The 17,437-nt window shown below is 66.9% G+C and carries 15 protein-coding genes; 2 read left to right on the top strand and 13 right to left on the bottom strand.

Going from position 1 to position 17,437, the window contains the following annotated elements; genetic code table 11:
- Positions 1-12: 12 nt before the first annotated feature.
- The 10 genes from BLS81_RS05390 to BLS81_RS05345 all read right to left on the bottom strand — a co-directional run bounded on the left by BLS81_RS05390 (position 13) and on the right by BLS81_RS05345 (position 10,119).
- Entirely contained in the window at positions 13-699 is a 687-nt protein-coding gene (locus BLS81_RS05390; protein WP_093221565.1) for a response regulator transcription factor, read from the bottom strand.
- Entirely contained in the window at positions 696-3,362 is a 2,667-nt protein-coding gene (locus BLS81_RS05385; RefSeq protein ID WP_093221562.1) for a sensor histidine kinase, read from the bottom strand. The genes BLS81_RS05390 and BLS81_RS05385 overlap by 4 nt, the downstream gene beginning before the upstream one ends.
- Positions 3,359-3,958 carry a potassium-transporting ATPase subunit KdpC gene (gene kdpC / locus BLS81_RS05380; RefSeq protein WP_093221560.1) on the bottom strand — a complete coding sequence of 200 codons (600 nt, stop codon included), beginning with the start codon at positions 3,956-3,958 and terminating at the stop codon, positions 3,359-3,361. The genes BLS81_RS05385 and kdpC overlap by 4 nt, the downstream gene beginning before the upstream one ends.
- A 10-nt stretch (positions 3,959-3,968) precedes the next feature.
- Positions 3,969-5,999: a potassium-transporting ATPase subunit KdpB gene (kdpB, locus tag BLS81_RS05375; RefSeq protein ID WP_093221558.1), complete on the bottom strand. Its 2,031-nt coding sequence runs from the start codon at positions 5,997-5,999 to the stop codon at positions 3,969-3,971.
- Between the two features lie 15 nt (positions 6,000-6,014).
- A complete protein-coding gene (kdpA, locus tag BLS81_RS05370) occupies positions 6,015-7,718 on the bottom strand; it encodes a potassium-transporting ATPase subunit KdpA (RefSeq protein WP_093221555.1) in 1,704 nt (567 codons plus the stop codon).
- Positions 7,719-7,731: 13 nt separating this feature from the next.
- A complete protein-coding gene (gene kdpF, locus BLS81_RS05365; protein ID WP_093221874.1) occupies positions 7,732-7,821 on the bottom strand; it encodes a K(+)-transporting ATPase subunit F in 90 nt (29 codons plus the stop codon).
- A gap of 7 nt (positions 7,822-7,828) precedes the next feature.
- Entirely contained in the window at positions 7,829-8,020 is a 192-nt protein-coding gene (locus BLS81_RS05360; RefSeq protein WP_093221552.1) for a hypothetical protein, read from the bottom strand.
- Between the two features lie 493 nt (positions 8,021-8,513).
- Entirely contained in the window at positions 8,514-9,572 is a 1,059-nt protein-coding gene (locus BLS81_RS05355) for a ribonucleotide-diphosphate reductase subunit beta (RefSeq protein WP_093221550.1), read from the bottom strand.
- Positions 9,573-9,628: 56 nt separating this feature from the next.
- The gene (locus tag BLS81_RS05350; protein WP_093221547.1) at positions 9,629-9,820 is read right to left on the bottom strand and encodes a hypothetical protein; all 192 of its coding nucleotides are present in this window, start codon (positions 9,818-9,820) and stop codon (positions 9,629-9,631) included.
- A complete protein-coding gene (locus BLS81_RS05345; RefSeq protein WP_093221545.1) occupies positions 9,820-10,119 on the bottom strand; it encodes a hypothetical protein in 300 nt (99 codons plus the stop codon). The genes BLS81_RS05350 and BLS81_RS05345 overlap by 1 nt, the downstream gene beginning before the upstream one ends.
- 74 nt (positions 10,120-10,193) lie before the next feature.
- Here BLS81_RS05345 and BLS81_RS05340 point away from each other — a divergent pair, with 74 nt between their 5' ends.
- Positions 10,194-10,436, top strand: a complete 243-nt coding sequence (locus tag BLS81_RS05340; RefSeq protein ID WP_093221542.1) for a DUF2171 domain-containing protein — start codon at positions 10,194-10,196, stop codon at positions 10,434-10,436.
- Positions 10,437-10,438: 2 nt separating this feature from the next.
- Here the strand turns inward: BLS81_RS05340 and BLS81_RS05335 are convergent, their stop codons facing one another.
- The 3 genes from BLS81_RS05335 to BLS81_RS05325 all read right to left on the bottom strand — a co-directional run bounded on the left by BLS81_RS05335 (position 10,439) and on the right by BLS81_RS05325 (position 15,577).
- Positions 10,439-10,912 (bottom strand): endonuclease domain-containing protein, encoded by a 474-nt coding sequence (locus BLS81_RS05335; RefSeq protein WP_093221539.1) that lies wholly within the window; start codon positions 10,910-10,912, stop codon positions 10,439-10,441.
- A 133-nt stretch (positions 10,913-11,045) separates the two neighbouring features.
- A complete protein-coding gene (locus BLS81_RS05330) occupies positions 11,046-12,968 on the bottom strand; it encodes a ribonucleoside-diphosphate reductase subunit alpha (RefSeq protein ID WP_093221536.1) in 1,923 nt (640 codons plus the stop codon).
- Between the two features lie 485 nt (positions 12,969-13,453).
- A complete protein-coding gene (locus BLS81_RS05325) occupies positions 13,454-15,577 on the bottom strand; it encodes a putative bifunctional diguanylate cyclase/phosphodiesterase (RefSeq protein ID WP_256326070.1) in 2,124 nt (707 codons plus the stop codon).
- Positions 15,578-15,812: 235 nt separating this feature from the next.
- On the opposite strand from BLS81_RS05325, the gene BLS81_RS05320 reads away from it, so the two are divergent.
- Positions 15,813-17,330 carry a fumarate hydratase gene (locus BLS81_RS05320; RefSeq protein ID WP_093221531.1) on the top strand — a complete coding sequence of 506 codons (1,518 nt, stop codon included), beginning with the start codon at positions 15,813-15,815 and terminating at the stop codon, positions 17,328-17,330.
- Positions 17,331-17,437: the final 107 nt, after the last annotated feature.

Below are 17,437 nucleotides of genomic sequence, written 5' to 3'. Positions count from 1 at the left end.
GGGCAGGGCGGATCAACCCGCCGTCAGCAGCCGGTATCCCACGCCCAGTTCGTTCGCCACCACCGATCCGACCGCGTCGGCGGGTTCGATCTTCTGGCGCAGATTGCGGATGACGATGCGCAGATATTCGATCTTGCGGTCGTGATCGAGCGGCCAGGCGGCGGCGAGGATGCGCTGATGCGTCACCACCCGCCCCGGCGCTTCGGCGAGGCATGCAAGCACGTCATATTCCTTGCGAGTCAGATGCACCTCCTCGCCGGCGCGGCGGACGCGGCGGTGCTCGAAATCGATCTCCACATCGCCCGCGCGCAAAGTCTTTGGTTTGGCGCGATGCCCGGCGTGGCGCAGCGCGACACGCAGGCGTGCGAGCAATTCCTCGGTGTCGAACGGCTTGGTGACATAATCGTCGGCGCCGAGATCGAGCGCGGCGACCTTCTGGTCGGTCTCGTCGCGCGCCGAGACGACGAGGATCGTCGCCTCCCCCAGCTTGCGCAGCAGCGGCACCAGCGACAGCCCGTCGCGGTCGGGCAGGCCGAGATCGAGCAGGATCGCGGCCGGCGTGTGGCGCTCCGCCGCCTTGAGCGCCTCGCCGCCATTCGCCGCCTCGACCACGCCGTAGCCGGCGCGCTCAAGCGTGTTGCGCAGCAATCGGCGGATCGATTGCTCGTCGTCGATCACGAGAACGGTGGCGTCGGTCACAATATCCAATCTCCATCGCTGTCGCGGACCAGCAGCGCCTTGGGGAAGATCAGCCGGAAGTCCGCGCCGGTGCCGTCCTCGCGGTTGCCGGCGCGCACCGCCATGCCCATCGCCTCGGCGAATGCCTTGACGATGGCGAGGCCGAGCCCGGTGCCGCCGATCTGACGGTCCGATCCCTCCAGCCGCCGGAACGTCTCGAACACCTCGCTCTCGCGCCCCGGCGGCAGGCCCGGCCCCTGGTCGAGTACCGACAGCGTCAGCGTGTCGTGGCGATGCACGCCGCGCACCGTCACCGGCGTACCCGGATCGGCATAGCGCCCGGCATTGTCGAGCAGGTTGAGCAGGCAATGGTGGAGCAATTGCGGATCGACGCGCACCAGCGGCAGGTTGGGCGGCACGTCGAGGACGATCGCATGCCCCTCCAGCGCACGACGCGCGTCCTGCGCCGCGCCGGCGACGGCGTCGGACAGATCGACCGGCTCGAGCGTCAGCGTCAGCGCCCCAGCCTCGACGCGCGCCATGTCGAGCAGGTTGGCGACAAAGCGGTTGAGCCGCGCCGATTCGCTCTGGAGCGTCGCGATCAGCTCTGGCGTCGCGCCCTGATCGAGTTGCCCTGCCGCCGCCATCACCGCAGTCAGCGGCGTGCGCAGATCGTGGCTGACCGACGAGAGCAGCGCCGCGCGCAGCCGGTCACGCTCGCGCAGGCGGTCGATATCGCGCATCTCGGCCTCCAGCCGCAGCCGTTCGAGCAGCAGCGCCGCCTGGTCGATCAACCCGGTCAGCAGCGGCAGTTGGTCGGCGCGGAGCGGTTCGGCGCTGTCGTCGCGCGCCATGCCGAGCACTGCCAGTGTCCGCTCGCCCGCGCGCATCGGGCGGAACAGCCATTCGGAGGCGGCGAGCGTGTCCGAGCCGCGCCCGGCCGGCGTGCCGGCGTCGAGCGCCCATTGCGCGGCGGCGAGTTCCATCGTCTCCAGCCGCACTTCGGTGTTGGCGGCCTGTAGGACCAGGCCGGTGCCGGTCGGCGCGGGGACGAGCAGCATCGTGCGGAAATCGAACAGCCGGCCGATCTCCTCGCAGATCGCGCGCGCCAGCGCCTCGGCATCGTTGATCGCGCCGAGCTGGCGCAGGAAGCCGGCGAGGGCGGCGTTGGCGCGCGCGCTCGCCGCCGCCAGATCGGCCTGCGCGCGCACGCGCGAGGTGAGCTGGCTGGTCGCCAGCGCGATGCCGAGCAGCACCAGCACCGAGACGACGTTCTCAGGGTTGTTGATCGTCAGCGTACCCGTCGGCGGCAGGAAGAAGAAGTTGTAGGCGAGCGACGAGAGCACGCCCGCGAACAGCCCCGTGCGCAGCCCGAAAAGGCTCGCCGCCGCCATCACCGGCAGCAGATAGAGCAGCGCGACATTGCCGAGGTTGAGAATGTGGAACAGCGCGTTGGCGATCGCGGTGACCCCGCCGACCATCAGCGCGGTCCACGCATAGCCGGCGCGGCTGCCCCAATGGCCGGGACGCAGCCGAAGCTTGCGTGATCCCGCACCCTCGATCGGCAAGACATGCACCGCCACGCCGGGCGTCTCGCGCACCAGCCGGTCGACCACCGAGCCGTGGCGAAGCTCGAACCAGCGCGACCGCACCGATTTGCCGACGACGAGCTGGGTCGCGCGGGCATTGGCGGAGAACGCCTTCAGCCCCTCGATCACCGATGCGGCCGGGACGGTCGCGGCGGCGGCGCCGAGTTGCGTGGCGAGGTTGAGCACCTTGGCGATCTGCCGATGCTCGTCGTCACTGAACCCCTGCGTGCGCGGCGTTTCGACATGCAGCGCGGTCCAGGGCGCGTGCAGCGCGTCGGCGATGCGTTTGCCGGCGCGCACCAGCCCCTCGGCGCCGGGCGCCTCGCTCACCGCGACGACGATCCGTTCGCTCCCTGCCCAGGTGCCGCCGACGCCGAGCGCGCGGACATGGTCGAGCATCTGCGCATCGACCGCCTGCGCCGCGCGCCGCAGCGCGAGTTCACGCAGGGCTGACAAATTCGACTTGGAGAAGAAAAGCGACAGCGCGCGCGTCGCCTCCTGCGGCAGATAGACCTTGCCATCCTTGAGCCGCTCGATCAGTTCGTCGGGCGGGATATCGACCACCTCGATCTCGGCGGTTTCGAGGATGCTGTCGGGCACCGTCTCGCGCACCCGCACCCGCGTGAACGAGGCGACGACATCGTTGAGGCTCTCGACATGCTGGATGTTGAGCGTCGAATAGACGTCGATTCCCGCATCGAGCAGCTCGACGACATCCTGATAGCGTTTCGGATGGCGGCTGCCCGTCGCGTTGGTGTGGGCGAGTTCATCGACCAGCACGAGCCGGGGGCTGCGTGCGAGGATCGCGTCGAGGTCCATTTCCTGAAGCGTCCCGCCGGCGTGGGCGACGGCGCGGCGCGGCACGATCTCATAGCCGCGCGTGAGCTGCTCGGTCTCGATCCGCCCGTGCGTCTCGACCACCCCGATCACGACGTCCACGCCCGCTTTGGCGCGGGTGCGGCCGTCGCTCAGCATCTCGAAGGTCTTGCCGACGCCGGGCGCCGCGCCGAGGAAGATCTTGAGCCGCCCCTTACCCTCCTGCGCCGCCTGGCGCAGAAGGGCGTCGGGCGAAGGGCGGCCGGTCGTGTCGTTCAACGCGTGTGCCCAACACCATCATGGCCGAGACCATCGAGCGCGCGGTTGAGCGCGAGCACGTTGACGTGCGGCTCGCCGATCACGCCGAGCAGCGGCTGTTCGACATGATCCATCACGAGCGCTCGCACCTTTCCAACCGGCAGGCCGCGCACCTTAGCGATACGCTGCGTCTGATACAAAGCCGCCTCGGGGCTGAGATCGGGATCGAGCCCCGAGGCGGAGGCCGTCACCAGATCGGCGGGGACTTTCATCCCTGGTGCGGAAGGCTTGGCGGCGGCGACATCGGCGCGCACGCGGTCGGCGAGCGCCTGCGAGGTCGGGCCATAGTTCGAACCGGACGAGGCGAGGCCGTCATAGCCTTTGCCCGCCGCCGAAGGACGTGTCTTGAAATAACGGTCGCTGGTGAATGCCTGGCCGATCACGGTCGAGCCGATCACCTTGCCGCCTTGCGAGATCAGGCTGCCGTTGGCCTGGCTCGGGAAGATCGTCTGGCCCATGCCGGTCAGCGCGAGCGGATAGGCGATCCCGAGCAGCAGCGCGAACAGGATGGTCATGACGAGTGCGGGACGAAGCGCGGAAGAGATATCGTTGCCCATGAGAATTTCCTCAGGCGAGACCGAGGCCGGTGACGGCCAGGTCGATGATCTTGATGCCGATGAACGGGGCGACGAGGCCGCCCAGACCATAGACGGCGAGATTGCGGGCGAGCAGCGGGCCGGCGCCCATCGGCTTATACGCGACGCCCTTGAGCGCGAGCGGCACCAGCAGCGGGATGATGAGCGCGTTGAAGATGATCGCGGACAGGATCGCCGATTGCGGGGTGCTGAGGCCCATCACGTTGAGCACGGCAAGCCCCGGATAGAGCACCACGAACATCGCCGGGATGATCGCGAAATATTTGGCGACATCGTTGGCGACCGAGAAGGTGGTCAGCGCGCCGCGCGTCATCAGCAACTGCTTGCCGAGGCCCACCACCTCTATCAGCTTGGTCGGATCGCTGTCGAGATCGACCATGTTGCCGGCCTCGCGCGCGGCTTGCGTGCCGGTGTTCATCGCGACACCCACGTCGGCCTGCGCGAGCGCGGGCGCGTCGTTGGTGCCGTCGCCGCACATCGCGACGAGCCGGCCGCCCTGCTGCTCCTTGCGGATCAGCGCGAGCTTGTCCTCGGGGGTGGCTTGCGCGAGGAAATCGTCGACCCCCGCCTCGGCGGCGATCGCGGCGGCGGTGAGCGGGTTGTCGCCGGTTATCATTACGGTGCGGATGCCCATCTGGCGAAGTTCGCCAAACCGCTCGCGGATGCCGGCCTTGACGACATCCTTGAGGAAGATCGCGCCGAGCAGCTTGCCGTCCTGCGCGACCGCGAGCGGCGTGCCGCCGGCGCGCGCGATCTCGTCGGTGACGCGGCGCAGTTCGGTCGCGGCGGCGGTCTCGCCCGCACCCGGATTGGCGCGCAGGATCGAATCGACCGCGCCCTTCTGGATCAGCGAGCCGTTCATCTGGACGCCCGAAATGCGCGTCTGCGCGGTGAACGGGATCACCTCGGCCCCGGCGGGCAGAGTATGGGTGGTGACGCCGAATGCCTCGCGCGCCAGCACCACGATCGAGCGACCTTCGGGGGTCTCGTCGGCAAGGCTGGCGAGCAGCGCCGCCTCGGCGAGATCGGTCTGGCTCGCACCGCCGACCGCGCGGAACTCGGACGCCTGCCGGTCGCCGACGGTGATCGTGCCGGTCTTGTCGAGCAGCAGCACGTCGATATCGCCCGCCGCCTCGACCGCGCGGCCCGATTTGGCGAGCACGTTGAAGCGTACCAGCCGGTCCATGCCGGCGATGCCGATCGCCGAGAGCAGCGCCGCGATCGTCGTCGGGATGAGGGTGATGAGCAACGCCGCGAGGATCGCGACCGGAATCCCGCCGCCGGCATAGCTGGCGAAGCCCGGAATGGTGGCGACCGCGATCAGGAAGATGATCGTCAACCCGACCAGCAGGATCGTCAGCGCGATTTCATTGGGCGTCTTCTGGCGCTCGGCGCCTTCGACCAACGCGATCATGCGGTCGAGGAAGCCTTGCCCCGGATTGACCGTAACCCGCACCGCGATCCGGTCCGAGATGACGCGCGTGCCGGCGGTGACGGCGGAACGGTCGCCGCCCGCCTCTCGGATCACCGGCGCGCTTTCGCCGGTGATCGCCGCTTCGTTGACCGAGGCGACGCCCTCGACGACCTCACCGTCGGAAGGGATCAACTCGCCGGTTTCGACGAGGACGAGATCGCCGATGCGCAGCGCGCTGGCGGGCACGTCCTCGACGCTTGCGCCCTTGACGCGGCGGGCGGTGAGTTCCGCCTTGGTCGCGCGCAGCGACGCGGCCTGCGCCTTGCCGCGCCCCTCGGCGAGCGCCTCCGCGAAGGTGCCGAACAGCACCGTCAGCCACAGCCAGATCACGAGCTGGAGCTTGAAGCCGACACCGAGCGCGTCATGCCCGACGACGAGCAGGATGGTCAGCAGCGTGGCGACGATCGCGGTGGTGAACATCACCGGATTGCGGACGAGCTCTTTGGGATTAAGCTTGCGGAACGCGTCGCCGATCGCGGGCGCGATCAGGTCGGCGGTGAACAGAGATTTGGCAGGTGTGCGTGCCATGATGGCGGCCCCCGATCAGACAGTTTTGCCGGCGATCATCGCGAGATGATCGGCGATGGGACCGAGCGCGAGGCTCGGCAGGAAGGTCAGCCCGCCCAGGATCAGGATGATGCCGACGAGCAGCCCCACCCACAGCGCGCCGGTGGTCGGGAACGACCCAGCCGATGCGGGCGTGTATTTCTTGGCGGCGAGGCTGCCGGCGATGGCGAGCATCGGCACGATCACGAAGAACCGCCCCAGCCACATCGCGATGCCGAGCATGGCGTTGTAATAGGGCGTGTTCGCGCTGATCCCGGCGAAGGCCGAGCCGTTGTTGCCGACGGCGCTGGTGAAGGCGTAGAGAATTTCGCCGAAGCCATGCGGCCCCTTGTTGAGCGGACCGGCGAGGCCGTCCGCGACCACCGACGAGATCGCGGTCATCCCGAGGATGACGAGCGGCAGGATCGCGATCGCCAGCACCGCCAGCTTCACTTCGCGCGCCTCGATCTTCTTGCCGACATATTCGGGCGTGCGCCCGACCATCAGCCCGGCGACGAACACGGCGAGGATCGCGAACAGCAGGAAGCCGTAGATGCCCGCGCCGACACCGCCGACGACGACCTCACCCAACTGGATGTTGAACAGCGGGATCATCCCGCCGAGCGCGGTGAAGCTGTCATGCATCGCATTGACCGCGCCGCACGACGCCGCCGTGGTGACGACCGAGAACAGCGCCGAGGCGACGATGCCGAAGCGTACCTCCTTGCCCTCCATATTGCCCCCGGCGACGCCGAGGTGATGGAGCACCGGATTGCCGGCCGCTTCCTGCCAATAGGTGATGGTGACGCCGGCGAGGAACAGGATCGCCATCGCCGACAGGATCGCCCAGCCCTGGCGGGGGTTGCCGACCGCCTTGCCGAACGTCCAGGTCAGCCCGAAGCCGATCACGAAGATCGACAGCATCTGGACGAGGTTGGTGAGCGCGCTCGGGTTCTCGAACGGGTGGGCGCTGTTGGCGTTGAAGAAGCCGCCGCCGTTGGTGCCGAGCATCTTGATCGCTTCCTGGCTGGCGACGGGGCCGAGCGCGAGCGTCTGCTTGGCGCCTTCGAGCGTCGCCACGTCGACCGACCCGGCGAGCGTCTGCGGCACGCCGCTGGCGATCAGGAACAGCGCATAGACGATCGAGATCGGCAGCAGCAGATAGAGCGTGACGCGCGTGCAATCCGCCCAGAAGTTGCCGACGGTCTTGGCCTCACGCCGCGCGAACCCGCGAAACAGCGCGAAGGCGAGCGCGATGCCGGTCGCCGCCGACAGGAAGTTGTGGATCGTCAGCCCGAGCATCTGCGAGAGGTTCGACATGGTCGATTCGCCCGAATAGCTCTGCCAGTTGGTGTTGGTGGTGAAGCTGATCGCGGTGTTGGCGGCGAGATGCTGGCTGGTGCCGGCAAAGCCGAGCGGGTTGCCCGGAAGCACCCCCTGCAAGCGCAGGATCGCATAAGTGAAGAGCATCAGCGCCGCGTTGAACAGCAGCATGTGGACGGCATAGCGCCGCCAGCCCTGTTCCTGGGTCGGGTCGATCCCGGCGAGGCGGTAGAAGCCGCGCTCGACGGGGCCGAGCACGCGGTGGAGCGGGGTGCGCCGCCCTTCGTAGAGCGCGTGGAGCCACAGCCCCATCGGCTTGGTGAGCGCAAGCAGGATGCCGACGAACGCGGCGATGAGAATCCAGCCCTGGATGGTCATGGATGCGCTCCCTTCAGAAGCGTTCGGGCCGGACGAGCACGGCCACGAGATAGAGAAGCAGACCGAGCGTGGTCAGCGCGGCGAGCCAGAGGTCGAGCGTCATCGCCACCTCACGCCTTGTCGCAGAGGCGGACATAGGCGAGCGTTGCCGCCACCAGCCCGGCCATCGCTGCGATCCAGAGCAGATCCTGCATGGGAAATTCCTTTCGAGATGCGAAGGCGCGCATCGCGAAGCACGGCCCCACGCCGCGCATCGCGCGCGCGCAAGGGTTCAGGCGGAACGCGCCGCCGGGCGGGTGCAAGCGGGATTGGCGGCAGCGGCGTGGGCCGGCCGTACAGAGACTCGTGTCATGATCGTCCTCGATCACGATGCGACGCGTCCGACACCCGGCCACGACCCTCGTGAGGACGTCTAATTAGGCCCGACTCGCATAGGGTTTCGAGATCGATTCCCGGACGGGCGCATAGGTTTTACATAGTATTTGTGTGGCTGTGGTTGCCCGTTCGCCCCGCGCGAAAGTGTCTCGACTTCGCTCGACACGAACGGGCGGCGAGGGTGCGCCGCATCCATCATTTGGTGCTGAGCGCAGCCGAAGCGCGTGTTACCAACGCAGCGCGCGGCACGCACTTCGACTGCGCTCAGTGCGAACGGATTGGAGGTACAAGGCCCTGAATCACCGTTCGTCCCGAGCGAAGTCGAGGGAGGTGCCCGGAGGACAGGGTGCCTCGACACGAACGGGTGTTTACCTCGGTAAGCGCTTCAAGGGGCGGCGCGCCGCCGCCCCGCCGCAAAGGTCACTCCGCCGCCACCCCGGCGCGCGAGAACATGTCGCCGCCTTGCTCGCCGGCATCCTCGTTGGCGGCCGGACCGGCCTTGGCCTTCTGGCGCGTGTCGAACGAATCCCACACCTCGTTCCAGTTGCCGCGCGTCGCCGCCTTCGAATATTCGGTCGCGCGCTGTTCGAAGAAGTTGGCGTGCTCGACGCCGTTGAGCAGCGGCGCCAGCCAGGGCAGGGGATGCTCGTCGATCATGTAGATCGGCTTCATCCCGAGCTGGCCCAGCCGCCAGTCGGCGATGTAGCGGATGTACTTCTTGATCTCCTTGGGGGTCATGCCGTTGACCGGCCCCATCTCGAACGCGAGATCGATGAAATTGTCTTCGAGATGCACCGTCGTCTGGCACATGTCGCGAATGTCCGACTTGACCGACTTTGTGAAACAGTCGCGCTCGCGCACGAAGGTGTGGAACAGCTTGACGATGCCCTCGCAATGCAGGCTCTCGTCGCGGATCGACCAGGTGACGATCTGCCCCATGCCCTTCATCTTGTTGAAGCGCGGGAAGTTCATCAGCATCGCGAAGCTCGCGAAGAGCTGAAGCCCCTCGGTGAAGCCACCGAACATCGCCAGCGTCTTGGCGATGTCCTCGTCATTGTCCACGCCGAAGGTCTGCAGGTAATCGTGCTTGTCCTTCATCTCGCTATATTCGAGGAAGGCGCCATATTCGCTCTCGGGCATGCCGATCGTGTCGAGCAGATGGCTGTACGCGGCGATATGCACCGTCTCCATGTTGGAGAAGGCGGCGAGCATCATCTTGATCTCGGTCGGCTTGAAGATGCGGCCGTATTTCTCGTGGTAGCAATCCTGCACCTCGACATCGGCCTGGGTGAAGAAGCGGAAGATCTGCGTGAGCAGGTTGCGCTCGTGATCGCTGAGCTTCTGCGCCCAGTCGCGGCAATCCTCGCCGAGCGGCACTTCCTCCGGCATCCAGTGGATCTGCTGCTGACGCTTCCAGAACTCGAACGCCCAGGGGTATTCGAATGGTTTGTACTGCTTGCGGGCTTCGAGGAGGGACATGGGGTACGCCTTTCGGTCTTAAATCTGGGAATGGGAAGAAACTGTCGCGGGGCCGCTCACGCCGTCACCCACGCCATCGTCGCGAAACCGGCGAGGAACAGCGCCGCCGCCGCCAGCATCGCGCCGCCGATACGCAGGCGGTAGGTCGCGGCCGCGTCCGCCACCCGCCCCGAGCGAGCGACCAGCGCCACGCCGCACACGAACGCGCCGCCCGCGCACGCGTCGATCGCGATCAGCGCGCGCGGCATCACCGTCGCACCACCCGCGTGACATAGACGGTACGCGTGCGGTGCGAGCCGACGCCAAGAAACACGATGCCGATGAAATAGCCGAAATCATACCAGCCGCCCTGGTTGGGCACGGCATAGACCGCCACGCCCTGCACGAACAGCGACAGCACCCACGCCACCGGGAAGATGAAGCCGTGCCACACGCCCAGCAGGAAGCCCGGCGTATCGGGCGTATGCTGCACCGAACTCGCGACGCGGTGCGCGCAGGCGGCGAGCGCGAGGCTCATCCCGAGCAGCAGAATCACGCGGTACTTCATCTTACGCTCTCGCCTGCATCGTTTCGCTCGCGTATGCGTTCAGCCCCGGCAACCATAACGCAGGAGCATTGCACATGGCCGACAAGAGCGCGATCAAAGAACATATGGAAGTCATCGGCGCCGACGGCGTCCATGTCGGGACCGTCGATCATCTCGATGGCGACCGCATCAAGCTGACCAAGAAGGACAGCGGGGAAGGCAGCCACGAAGGGCACCATCATTACATCTCGCTCGGCCTCGTCGCCGATGTCGAAGGCGACAAGGTCCGCCTCAGCGCCAACGCCGACGTCGCGGTGACGTTCGAAGAGGAAGAATAAGCTCACTCCCCCTCTCCCATCGGGAGAGGGGCAAGCGGCGCAGCCGCGCGGGGTGAGGGCGTGTGCGCTAAGAGTGTCGCGTCGCCCTCACCCTTCCGCCGCTGCGCGGCTCCTTCCCTCTCCCGCTGGGAGAGGGATTTTGTGATTCTCGCAATTACCCCGTCGAGATTTTGCAGCACATCGTTGTTCCAGAACCGCAGGACTCGATAGCCTTCGCTCTCCAAAAAGCTTGAGCGGATCGCGTCATAATCTGTCGCCGCTGCGTGCTGGCCGCCATCGATTTCGATGACGAGTCTTGCCGAGAAACACAGGACGTCCGCAAAGTATTGGCCGACTGGTACTTGCCGCCGCCATTTTAGCCCCGGGAAGCTTTCGCGCAGCGCACGCCACAGCGCTTTTTCCGCCTCGGTGGCGTTACGACGCAAATCGCGCGCACGTGTTACCGTGCCGCCGGGTTGATTGCGATACGTGCGCATTCTCCCTCACCCTTCCGCCGCTGCGCGGCTCCCTCCCTCTCCCACAGGGAGAGGGGCAGAACCCCTGTCCCTTTGGGAGAGGGAGGAGCCCATGCGCAGCATGGGAGGGTGAGGGCGACTTACCTCAACCACCTCACTGGCACGCCAGACATTCGTCATAGTCCGTGCTCTCGCCGAGCTCGAACTTGGGCGCGTCGATCGTGTTGTCGGCTTCGACCCCGCCCGCGAAACCGGCGCGCTGCACCGATTTCGAGCGCAGATAATAGAGCGACTTGATGCCCAGTTCCCACGCGCGGAAGTGCAGCATCAGCAGATCCCATTTCTCGACATCGGCGGGGATGAACAGGTTGAGCGAGGTCGACTGGTCGATATACGGCGTGCGATCGGCCTGAAGCTCGATCAGCCAGCGCTGGTCGATCTCGAAGCTGGTCTTGTAGCAATCCTTCTCCTCGGGCGTGAGGAAGTCGAGATGCTGCACCGAACCACCGCGCTCGAGGATCGAATTCCACACCGCTTCCGAGTTCTTCGATTTATCGATCAGCAGCTTCTCGAGATACGGGTTGCGCACCGAGAAGCTGCCCGACAGCGTCTTGTGCGTATAGACGTTCGCCGGGATCGGCTCGATGCACGCGCTGGTGCCGCCGCAGATGATGCTGATCGACGCGGTCGGCGCGATCGCCATCTTGCACGAGAAGCGCTCCATCACGCCGCGATCGGCCGCGTCGGGGCAGGGGCCGCGCTCGACCGCGAGGTGCATCGAGGCTTCGTCGACCTGCGCCTTGATGTGCTTGAACATGCGCAGGTTCCAGGACTTCGCCATCGCGCCTTCGAAGGCGAGCCCGCGCGCCTGCAGGAACGAGTGGAAGCCCATCACGCCGAGCCCGACCGAACGCTCGCGCATCGCCGAATAGGCGGCGCGCTCCATGCCCGGCTCGGCGCGGTCGATATAGTCCTGAAGCACGTTGTCGAGGAAGCGCATCACGTCCTCGATGAAGCCCTTCGCGTCCTTCCACTGGTCCCAGGTCTCGAGGTTGAGCGAGGACAGGCAGCACACCGCGGTGCGATCGTTGCCGAGATGGTCCTTGCCGGTCGGCAGCGTGATCTCGCTGCACAGGTTCGAGGTCGAGACTTTGAGGCCGAGCTCGCGGTGGTGCTTCGGCATGTTCTTGTTCACATGGTCGGCGAAGACGATGTACGGCTCGCCGGTCGCCAGCCGGGTCTCGACCAGCTTCTGGAACAGCGCGCGCGCATCGACCGTGCTGCGCACCGATCCGTCCTTGGGGCTGACCAGCGCCCATTCCTTGCCGTCGCGCACCGCTTCCATGAAGGCATCGGGGATCAGCACGCCGTGGTGCAGGTTGAGCGCCTTGCGGTTGAAATCGCCCGAGGGTTTGCGGATTTCGAGGAATTCTTCGATCTCGGGATGCGAGATGTCGAGATAGCAGGCCGCCGAGCCGCGCCGCAGCGAGCCTTGGCTGATCGCCAGCGTCAGCGAATCCATCACGCGCACGAACGGGATGATGCCGCTGGTCTTGCCATTGAGGCCGACCGGCTCGCCGATGCCGCGCACATTGCCCCAATAGGTGCCGATCCCGCCGCCGCGCGAGGCGAGCCAGACGTTCTCGTTCCAGGTATCGACGATACCGTTGAGGCTGTCGGGCACCGAATTGAGGAAGCACGAGATCGGCAAGCCTCGCCCGGTGCCGCCGTTCGACAGCACCGGCGTCGCCGGCATGAACCACAGTTGCGAGATGTAATCGTACAGCCGCTGCGCGTGGCCGGCGTCGTCGGCATAGGCCGAGGCGACGCGCACGAACAGATCCTGGAAGCGCTCGCCGGGCAGCAGATAGCGATCGGTCAGCGTCTCCTTGCCGAAATCGGTAAGGAGCGCGTCGCGCGAATGATCGACTTCGACCGGATAGAGCTGCGGGCGCACCGCCTTCGAATCGCCGCGCTCGGCGAGCTTGCGGTCGGCGCCGCCGGCCTCGACTTTCGTCGCTTCGATCGTGTCGGTCGCCATCTCTACGCTCACTTCCTGGGTGTCCCTGAAATCCATCGGTATCGCCCCTGTCCAAACCATCTCTATAGGCGGACCGTGTTCCCGGTCCGTTCGAATCGGGGGCAGTCCCCGATGCTATCACTGCGGGCGCTCGCCCGTGAGAACAAAATAAGGCCGCGCCTATGCAAAACGCACCGCGCAACCGCTCTATCATATGGGGTTCGCCACCCCATTCTACCAGTTCTTGGGTTCGCCCCCGAACCTTACCCCTACAGATTGTGCCGGATCGCGCGCGATCGCAAGACCGTAAATGACAGATCAGGGACTCGGTTCGTCGCTATTTTGATTCGGTTCATGGCATCGCGGGAAGCGTGCCACGCCGCGACGCGTGGACTTCCGCCACCTCCGCGAAACGCAAGGGAACGAACCGGGAATCCACAGATTTCTTTGCGCGCTGCCGGCCACCCGACCCGGTATGTGCCGGGCGCTTAGCGCCAACAGGTGCGGCGATGCTCGCGCGCGCCTTCGGGACGGGAAATAGGCTATCCCGCCTTGCGCACCGGCAAGGTTGGGCGGGCGAGCCGCGCCATGTTGAAGGGGCTTTCGAATTCCAGCCCGGCGCGGCCATCGATCGCCCAGCGCAGCTTGGCGGGAAACATCTCATCCTCGACCAGTTCGATCATCACGTCCACGTCGGTCGCCTCGCCGTCGATCGCGATGCCGTCGATCATCGCCCCGCCCGGCGACAGGTTGCGGATGCGGATCTCGCCCGCGGCATCGCCCGCGCGGATGCGCGCGGTGCGGATCATCGTGTGGCGCGGCGGGCGGCTCCTGGCAGGGGCCGAGGCGAGCGGCATGCCGCCCTGCGCGGCGAGCTGCGCCGGCACCTCGCCCGCGCGCGCGGCCTTGCCATAGGCCCAGCCCTGGATGTGGCTGCATCCGAGCGCGCGGATCAGCGCGATCTCGTCCTGCGTCTCGACGCCCTCGGCGGTCGTCTCCATGTCGAGCGCGTCGGCGAGCGTGACGATCGCGCGGATGATCGCCGCGTTGCGGTTGCCGGGGATCGCGGCGCCGCGCACGAAGCCCTGGTCGATCTTGATCTTGTCGAACGGCGCCTTCTTCAGATAGCCGAGCGAGGAATAGCCGGTGCCGAAATCGTCGAGCGCGAGCCGCACGCCGATCGCCTTGAGCGTCTTGAACATCTGCTCGGACTGCGCCGTTTCGTCGAGGAACACGCCCTCGGTGATCTCCAGTTCGAGCCGCCCCGGCGCGATGCCCGAGCGCGCCAGCGCCGAGGTGACGATCGTCGGCAGCGCCGGATTGGCGAACTGGATCGGCGAGACGTTGACCGCGACGCGGATGTCGTCCGGCCATGTCGCCGCCTCGATGCAGGCGGTGCGCAGCACCCATTCGCCGATCGCCTCGATCAGGCCGCAATCCTCCGCGACCGGCACGAACTCGGCCGGGGAGACCGATCCGCGCGTCGGATGCTCCCAGCGCACCAGCGCCTCATAGCCGACGATCCGCCCGCTCGCGGTGCTCACCACCGGCTGATAGGCGACGTGCAATTGATCGGCGGCGAGCGCGTGGCGCAGATCGTCCTCGATCTGCTTGCGGCTGCGCGCGCCGTCGAGCATCGCCGGCTTGAAGAAACGGTGGACGCCGCGCCCGTCGCCCTTGGCGCCGTACAGCGCGAGATCGGCATTGCGCACCATCGTCTCGGCATCGTCGCCGTCCTCGGGCGCGATCGCGATGCCGATCGAACAGCCGATCGAGATCGAGGAGCCGTCGATCGAATAGGGCTGCGACAGCGCCTCGATGACGCCGCGCGCGACCGTGCCGAGCATGTCGTGCTCGGTCATCCCCGGCAGCACGACCTGGAACTCGTCGCCGCCCAGCCGCCCGACCAGCCCGCTGTCGCCGATCGCGCGCACCAGCCGCTGCGCGACCTGCTTGAGCAGCGCGTCGCCGGTCTGGTGGCCGAGCGTGTCGTTGACCGCCTTGAACCGGTCGAGATCGAGCAGGAACAGCGCGGTGCCGCGCCCGCCGCGCGCCTGCGACAGTGTCTGGTCGAGCCATTGCCGCATCCGCTGTCGGTTGGCGAGGCCGGTGAGGCTGTCGAACAAGGCGAGGCGGGCGATCTCGGCTTCGGCGCGGCGGCGCTCGGTGAGGTCGCTGCCGTTGCCGATGAAACCCTGGAACGTGCCGTCGGCATCGGTGATCGGCCGGCCCGACATCGACCACCAGCGCTCCAGTTTCCCCGGCACCGCGGGGCGCACCGAATAGTTGGAGAAGGCGGTGCGCGAGGCGAGATGGAAGGCGATCGTCCGTTCCGTCTCGGTCGCGTTGGTATCGACCCGGAACAGCGTGCGGATCGGCGCGCCGATCGCGGGCGTATCGGCGGTGTCGAGTTCGGCGGCGACCTTGGTCGAGAGATAGGTGACGCGCCCCTCGCGGTCGGTCTGCCAGAACCAGCCGGTGCCCTGTTCCTCATATTCGCGCACCAGCCGCGCCGCGACTCCATCGGCGAGCGGGTTGGCGAGCGCCGGGGGGCGCTGCGGCGCGCGCGCGGTGCGGAACAGCAGGACCGCGACCCCGCCCACCAGCATGAGCGCGAGCGGCACGGCGCGCGCGTCGCGGCTCGCCATCGCAGCCGCCGTCGTCACGGCGACACATAGACAAAGCGCGGCCGTGCGGAGGGGAGTGAGCGGTGGAACCATGCGGCGGACCTAGCCGCCGATCCTTGCCAATTGCTTGCCGGCATGCGCCGGAATACGGTGTTCACCTCCATAATGGTGGTAACCGCCACATTCACGCTCAAGCCGCCGCTCGGGCGTGGGACTTTCCCTCGGCGCGCGATGTGGTCTAGGTGCGGCCACCATTTCCTTCGAGCGAGCAGCCATGACCACCATCATCCGCGAAGCCGATCTGATCGAGAGCGTCGCCGACGCGCTCCAGTTCATCTCTTACTATCACCCGATGGACTATATCCGCGCGCTCGGCGACGCCTATGAGGCCGAACAAGGTCCGGCGGCGAAGGACGCGATCGCGCAGATCCTCACCAATTCGCGGATGTGCGCGGAGGGGCATCGCCCGATCTGCCAGGATACCGGCATCGTCAACGTGTTCGTGAAGTGGGGCATGGACTGTCGCTTCGACGACACCAGCCGCTCGCTCCAGGAGATCGTCGATGAGGGCGTCCGGCTTGCCTATCTCAACCCCGAGAACAAGCTGCGCGCCTCGGTGCTCGCCGATCCCGCCTTCACCCGCCGCAACACCAAGGACAACACGCCCTGCGTGCTCCATGTCGAGATGGTGCCGGGCGCGCGCGTCTCGGTCGATGTCGCGGCCAAGGGCGGCGGCAGCGAGAACAAATCCAAGTTCAAGATGATGAACCCGAGCGATTCGATCGTCGACTGGGTGCTCGAAATGCTGCCGCAGATGGGCGCGGGCTGGTGCCCGCCCGGCATGCTCGGCATCGGCATCGGCGGCACCGCCGAACATTGCGTGCTGCTCGCCAAGCAGGCGCTGATGGAGCCGATCGACATGGGACCATTGAAGGCGCGTGGCCCTCGTAACGATATCGAGGCGCTGCGCATCGAGATCTTCGACAAGGTCAACGCGCTCGGCATTGGCGCGCAGGGGCTGGGCGGGCTCTCGACCATCCTCGACGTCAAGATCAAGGATGCGCCGTGCCATGCCGCCGGCAAGCCGGTTGCGATGATCCCCAACTGCGCCGCCACCCGCCACGCGCACTTCACGCTCGACGGCTCCGGCCCCGCCTTCCTCGAAACCCCCAAGCTCGACGAATGGCCCAAGGTCGATTGGAAGCCCGATTCCGCCGCGATCCGCGTCGATCTCGACACGCTCACGCCCGAGGACGTCAAGGGCTGGAAGCAGGGCGACCGCCTTCTCCTCAACGGCAAGATGCTCACCGGCCGCGACGCCGCGCACAAGCGGATCAAGGACATGCTCGATGCGGGCGAGCCGCTGCCGGTCGATTTCCGGGGGCGGGTGATCTATTATGTCGGTCCGGTCGATCCGGTCGGCGAGGAAGTGGTCGGCCCCGCCGGCCCCACCACCGCGACGCGGATGGACAAGTTCACCCGCATGATGCTCGACCAGGGCCTGCTCGCGATGGTCGGCAAGGCCGAGCGCGGCGCGGACGCGACCAAGGCGATCGCCGAGAAGGAAAGCGCCTATCTGATGGCGGTCGGCGGCGCGGCCTATCTCGTCGCGCGCGCGATCAAGGGTTCGAAGGTGGTCGGCTTCGCCGATCTCGGCATGGAAGCGATCTACGAGTTCGAGGTGCAGGATTTCCCGGTGACGGTCGCGGTCGATTCGTCGGGCGCGAACGTGCACCAGCTCGCGCCCTTGGTGTGGAAGGAGAAGATCGCGCGGGAGAAGCTGCTGGCGTGAGGTAAAGGGTGAGATAGCCAAGCACGTCGCCCCGGCGCAGGCCGGGGCCGCCAGGTGATTTGGCGATCGAGGTGGTTAAAACGCAGCGGCCCCGGCCTGCGCCGGGG

This window comes from Sphingomonas sp. NFR15 (assembly GCF_900103265.1).
Lineage (GTDB): Bacteria > Pseudomonadota > Alphaproteobacteria > Sphingomonadales > Sphingomonadaceae > Sphingomonas > Sphingomonas pollutisoli.
Note: the sequence above shows the minus strand (reverse complement) of the source record. Positions and strands in the feature narration are given on the sequence as shown.

Excerpts from the sequence above, each read along its gene's own strand:
- kdpB (WP_093221558.1), bottom strand. The coding sequence starts at position 5,999 with ATGGCACGCACACCTGCCAAATCTCTGTTCACCGCCGACCTGATCGCG.
- kdpC (WP_093221560.1), bottom strand. The coding sequence starts at position 3,958 with ATGGGCAACGATATCTCTTCCGCGCTTCGTCCCGCACTCGTCATGACC.
- BLS81_RS05335 (WP_093221539.1), bottom strand. The coding sequence starts at position 10,912 with ATGCGCACGTATCGCAATCAACCCGGCGGCACGGTAACACGTGCGCGC.
- BLS81_RS05355 (WP_093221550.1), bottom strand. The coding sequence starts at position 9,572 with ATGTCCCTCCTCGAAGCCCGCAAGCAGTACAAACCATTCGAATACCCC.
- BLS81_RS05345 (WP_093221545.1), bottom strand. The coding sequence starts at position 10,119 with ATGAAGTACCGCGTGATTCTGCTGCTCGGGATGAGCCTCGCGCTCGCC.
- kdpA (WP_093221555.1), bottom strand. The coding sequence starts at position 7,718 with ATGACCATCCAGGGCTGGATTCTCATCGCCGCGTTCGTCGGCATCCTG.
- BLS81_RS05330 (WP_093221536.1), bottom strand. The coding sequence starts at position 12,968 with ATGGATTTCAGGGACACCCAGGAAGTGAGCGTAGAGATGGCGACCGAC.
- BLS81_RS05320 (WP_093221531.1), top strand. The coding sequence starts at position 15,813 with ATGACCACCATCATCCGCGAAGCCGATCTGATCGAGAGCGTCGCCGAC.
- kdpF (WP_093221874.1), bottom strand. The coding sequence starts at position 7,821 with ATGACGCTCGACCTCTGGCTCGCCGCGCTGACCACGCTCGGTCTGCTT.
- BLS81_RS05340 (WP_093221542.1), top strand. The coding sequence starts at position 10,194 with ATGGCCGACAAGAGCGCGATCAAAGAACATATGGAAGTCATCGGCGCC.
- BLS81_RS05350 (WP_093221547.1), bottom strand. The coding sequence starts at position 9,820 with ATGCCGCGCGCGCTGATCGCGATCGACGCGTGCGCGGGCGGCGCGTTC.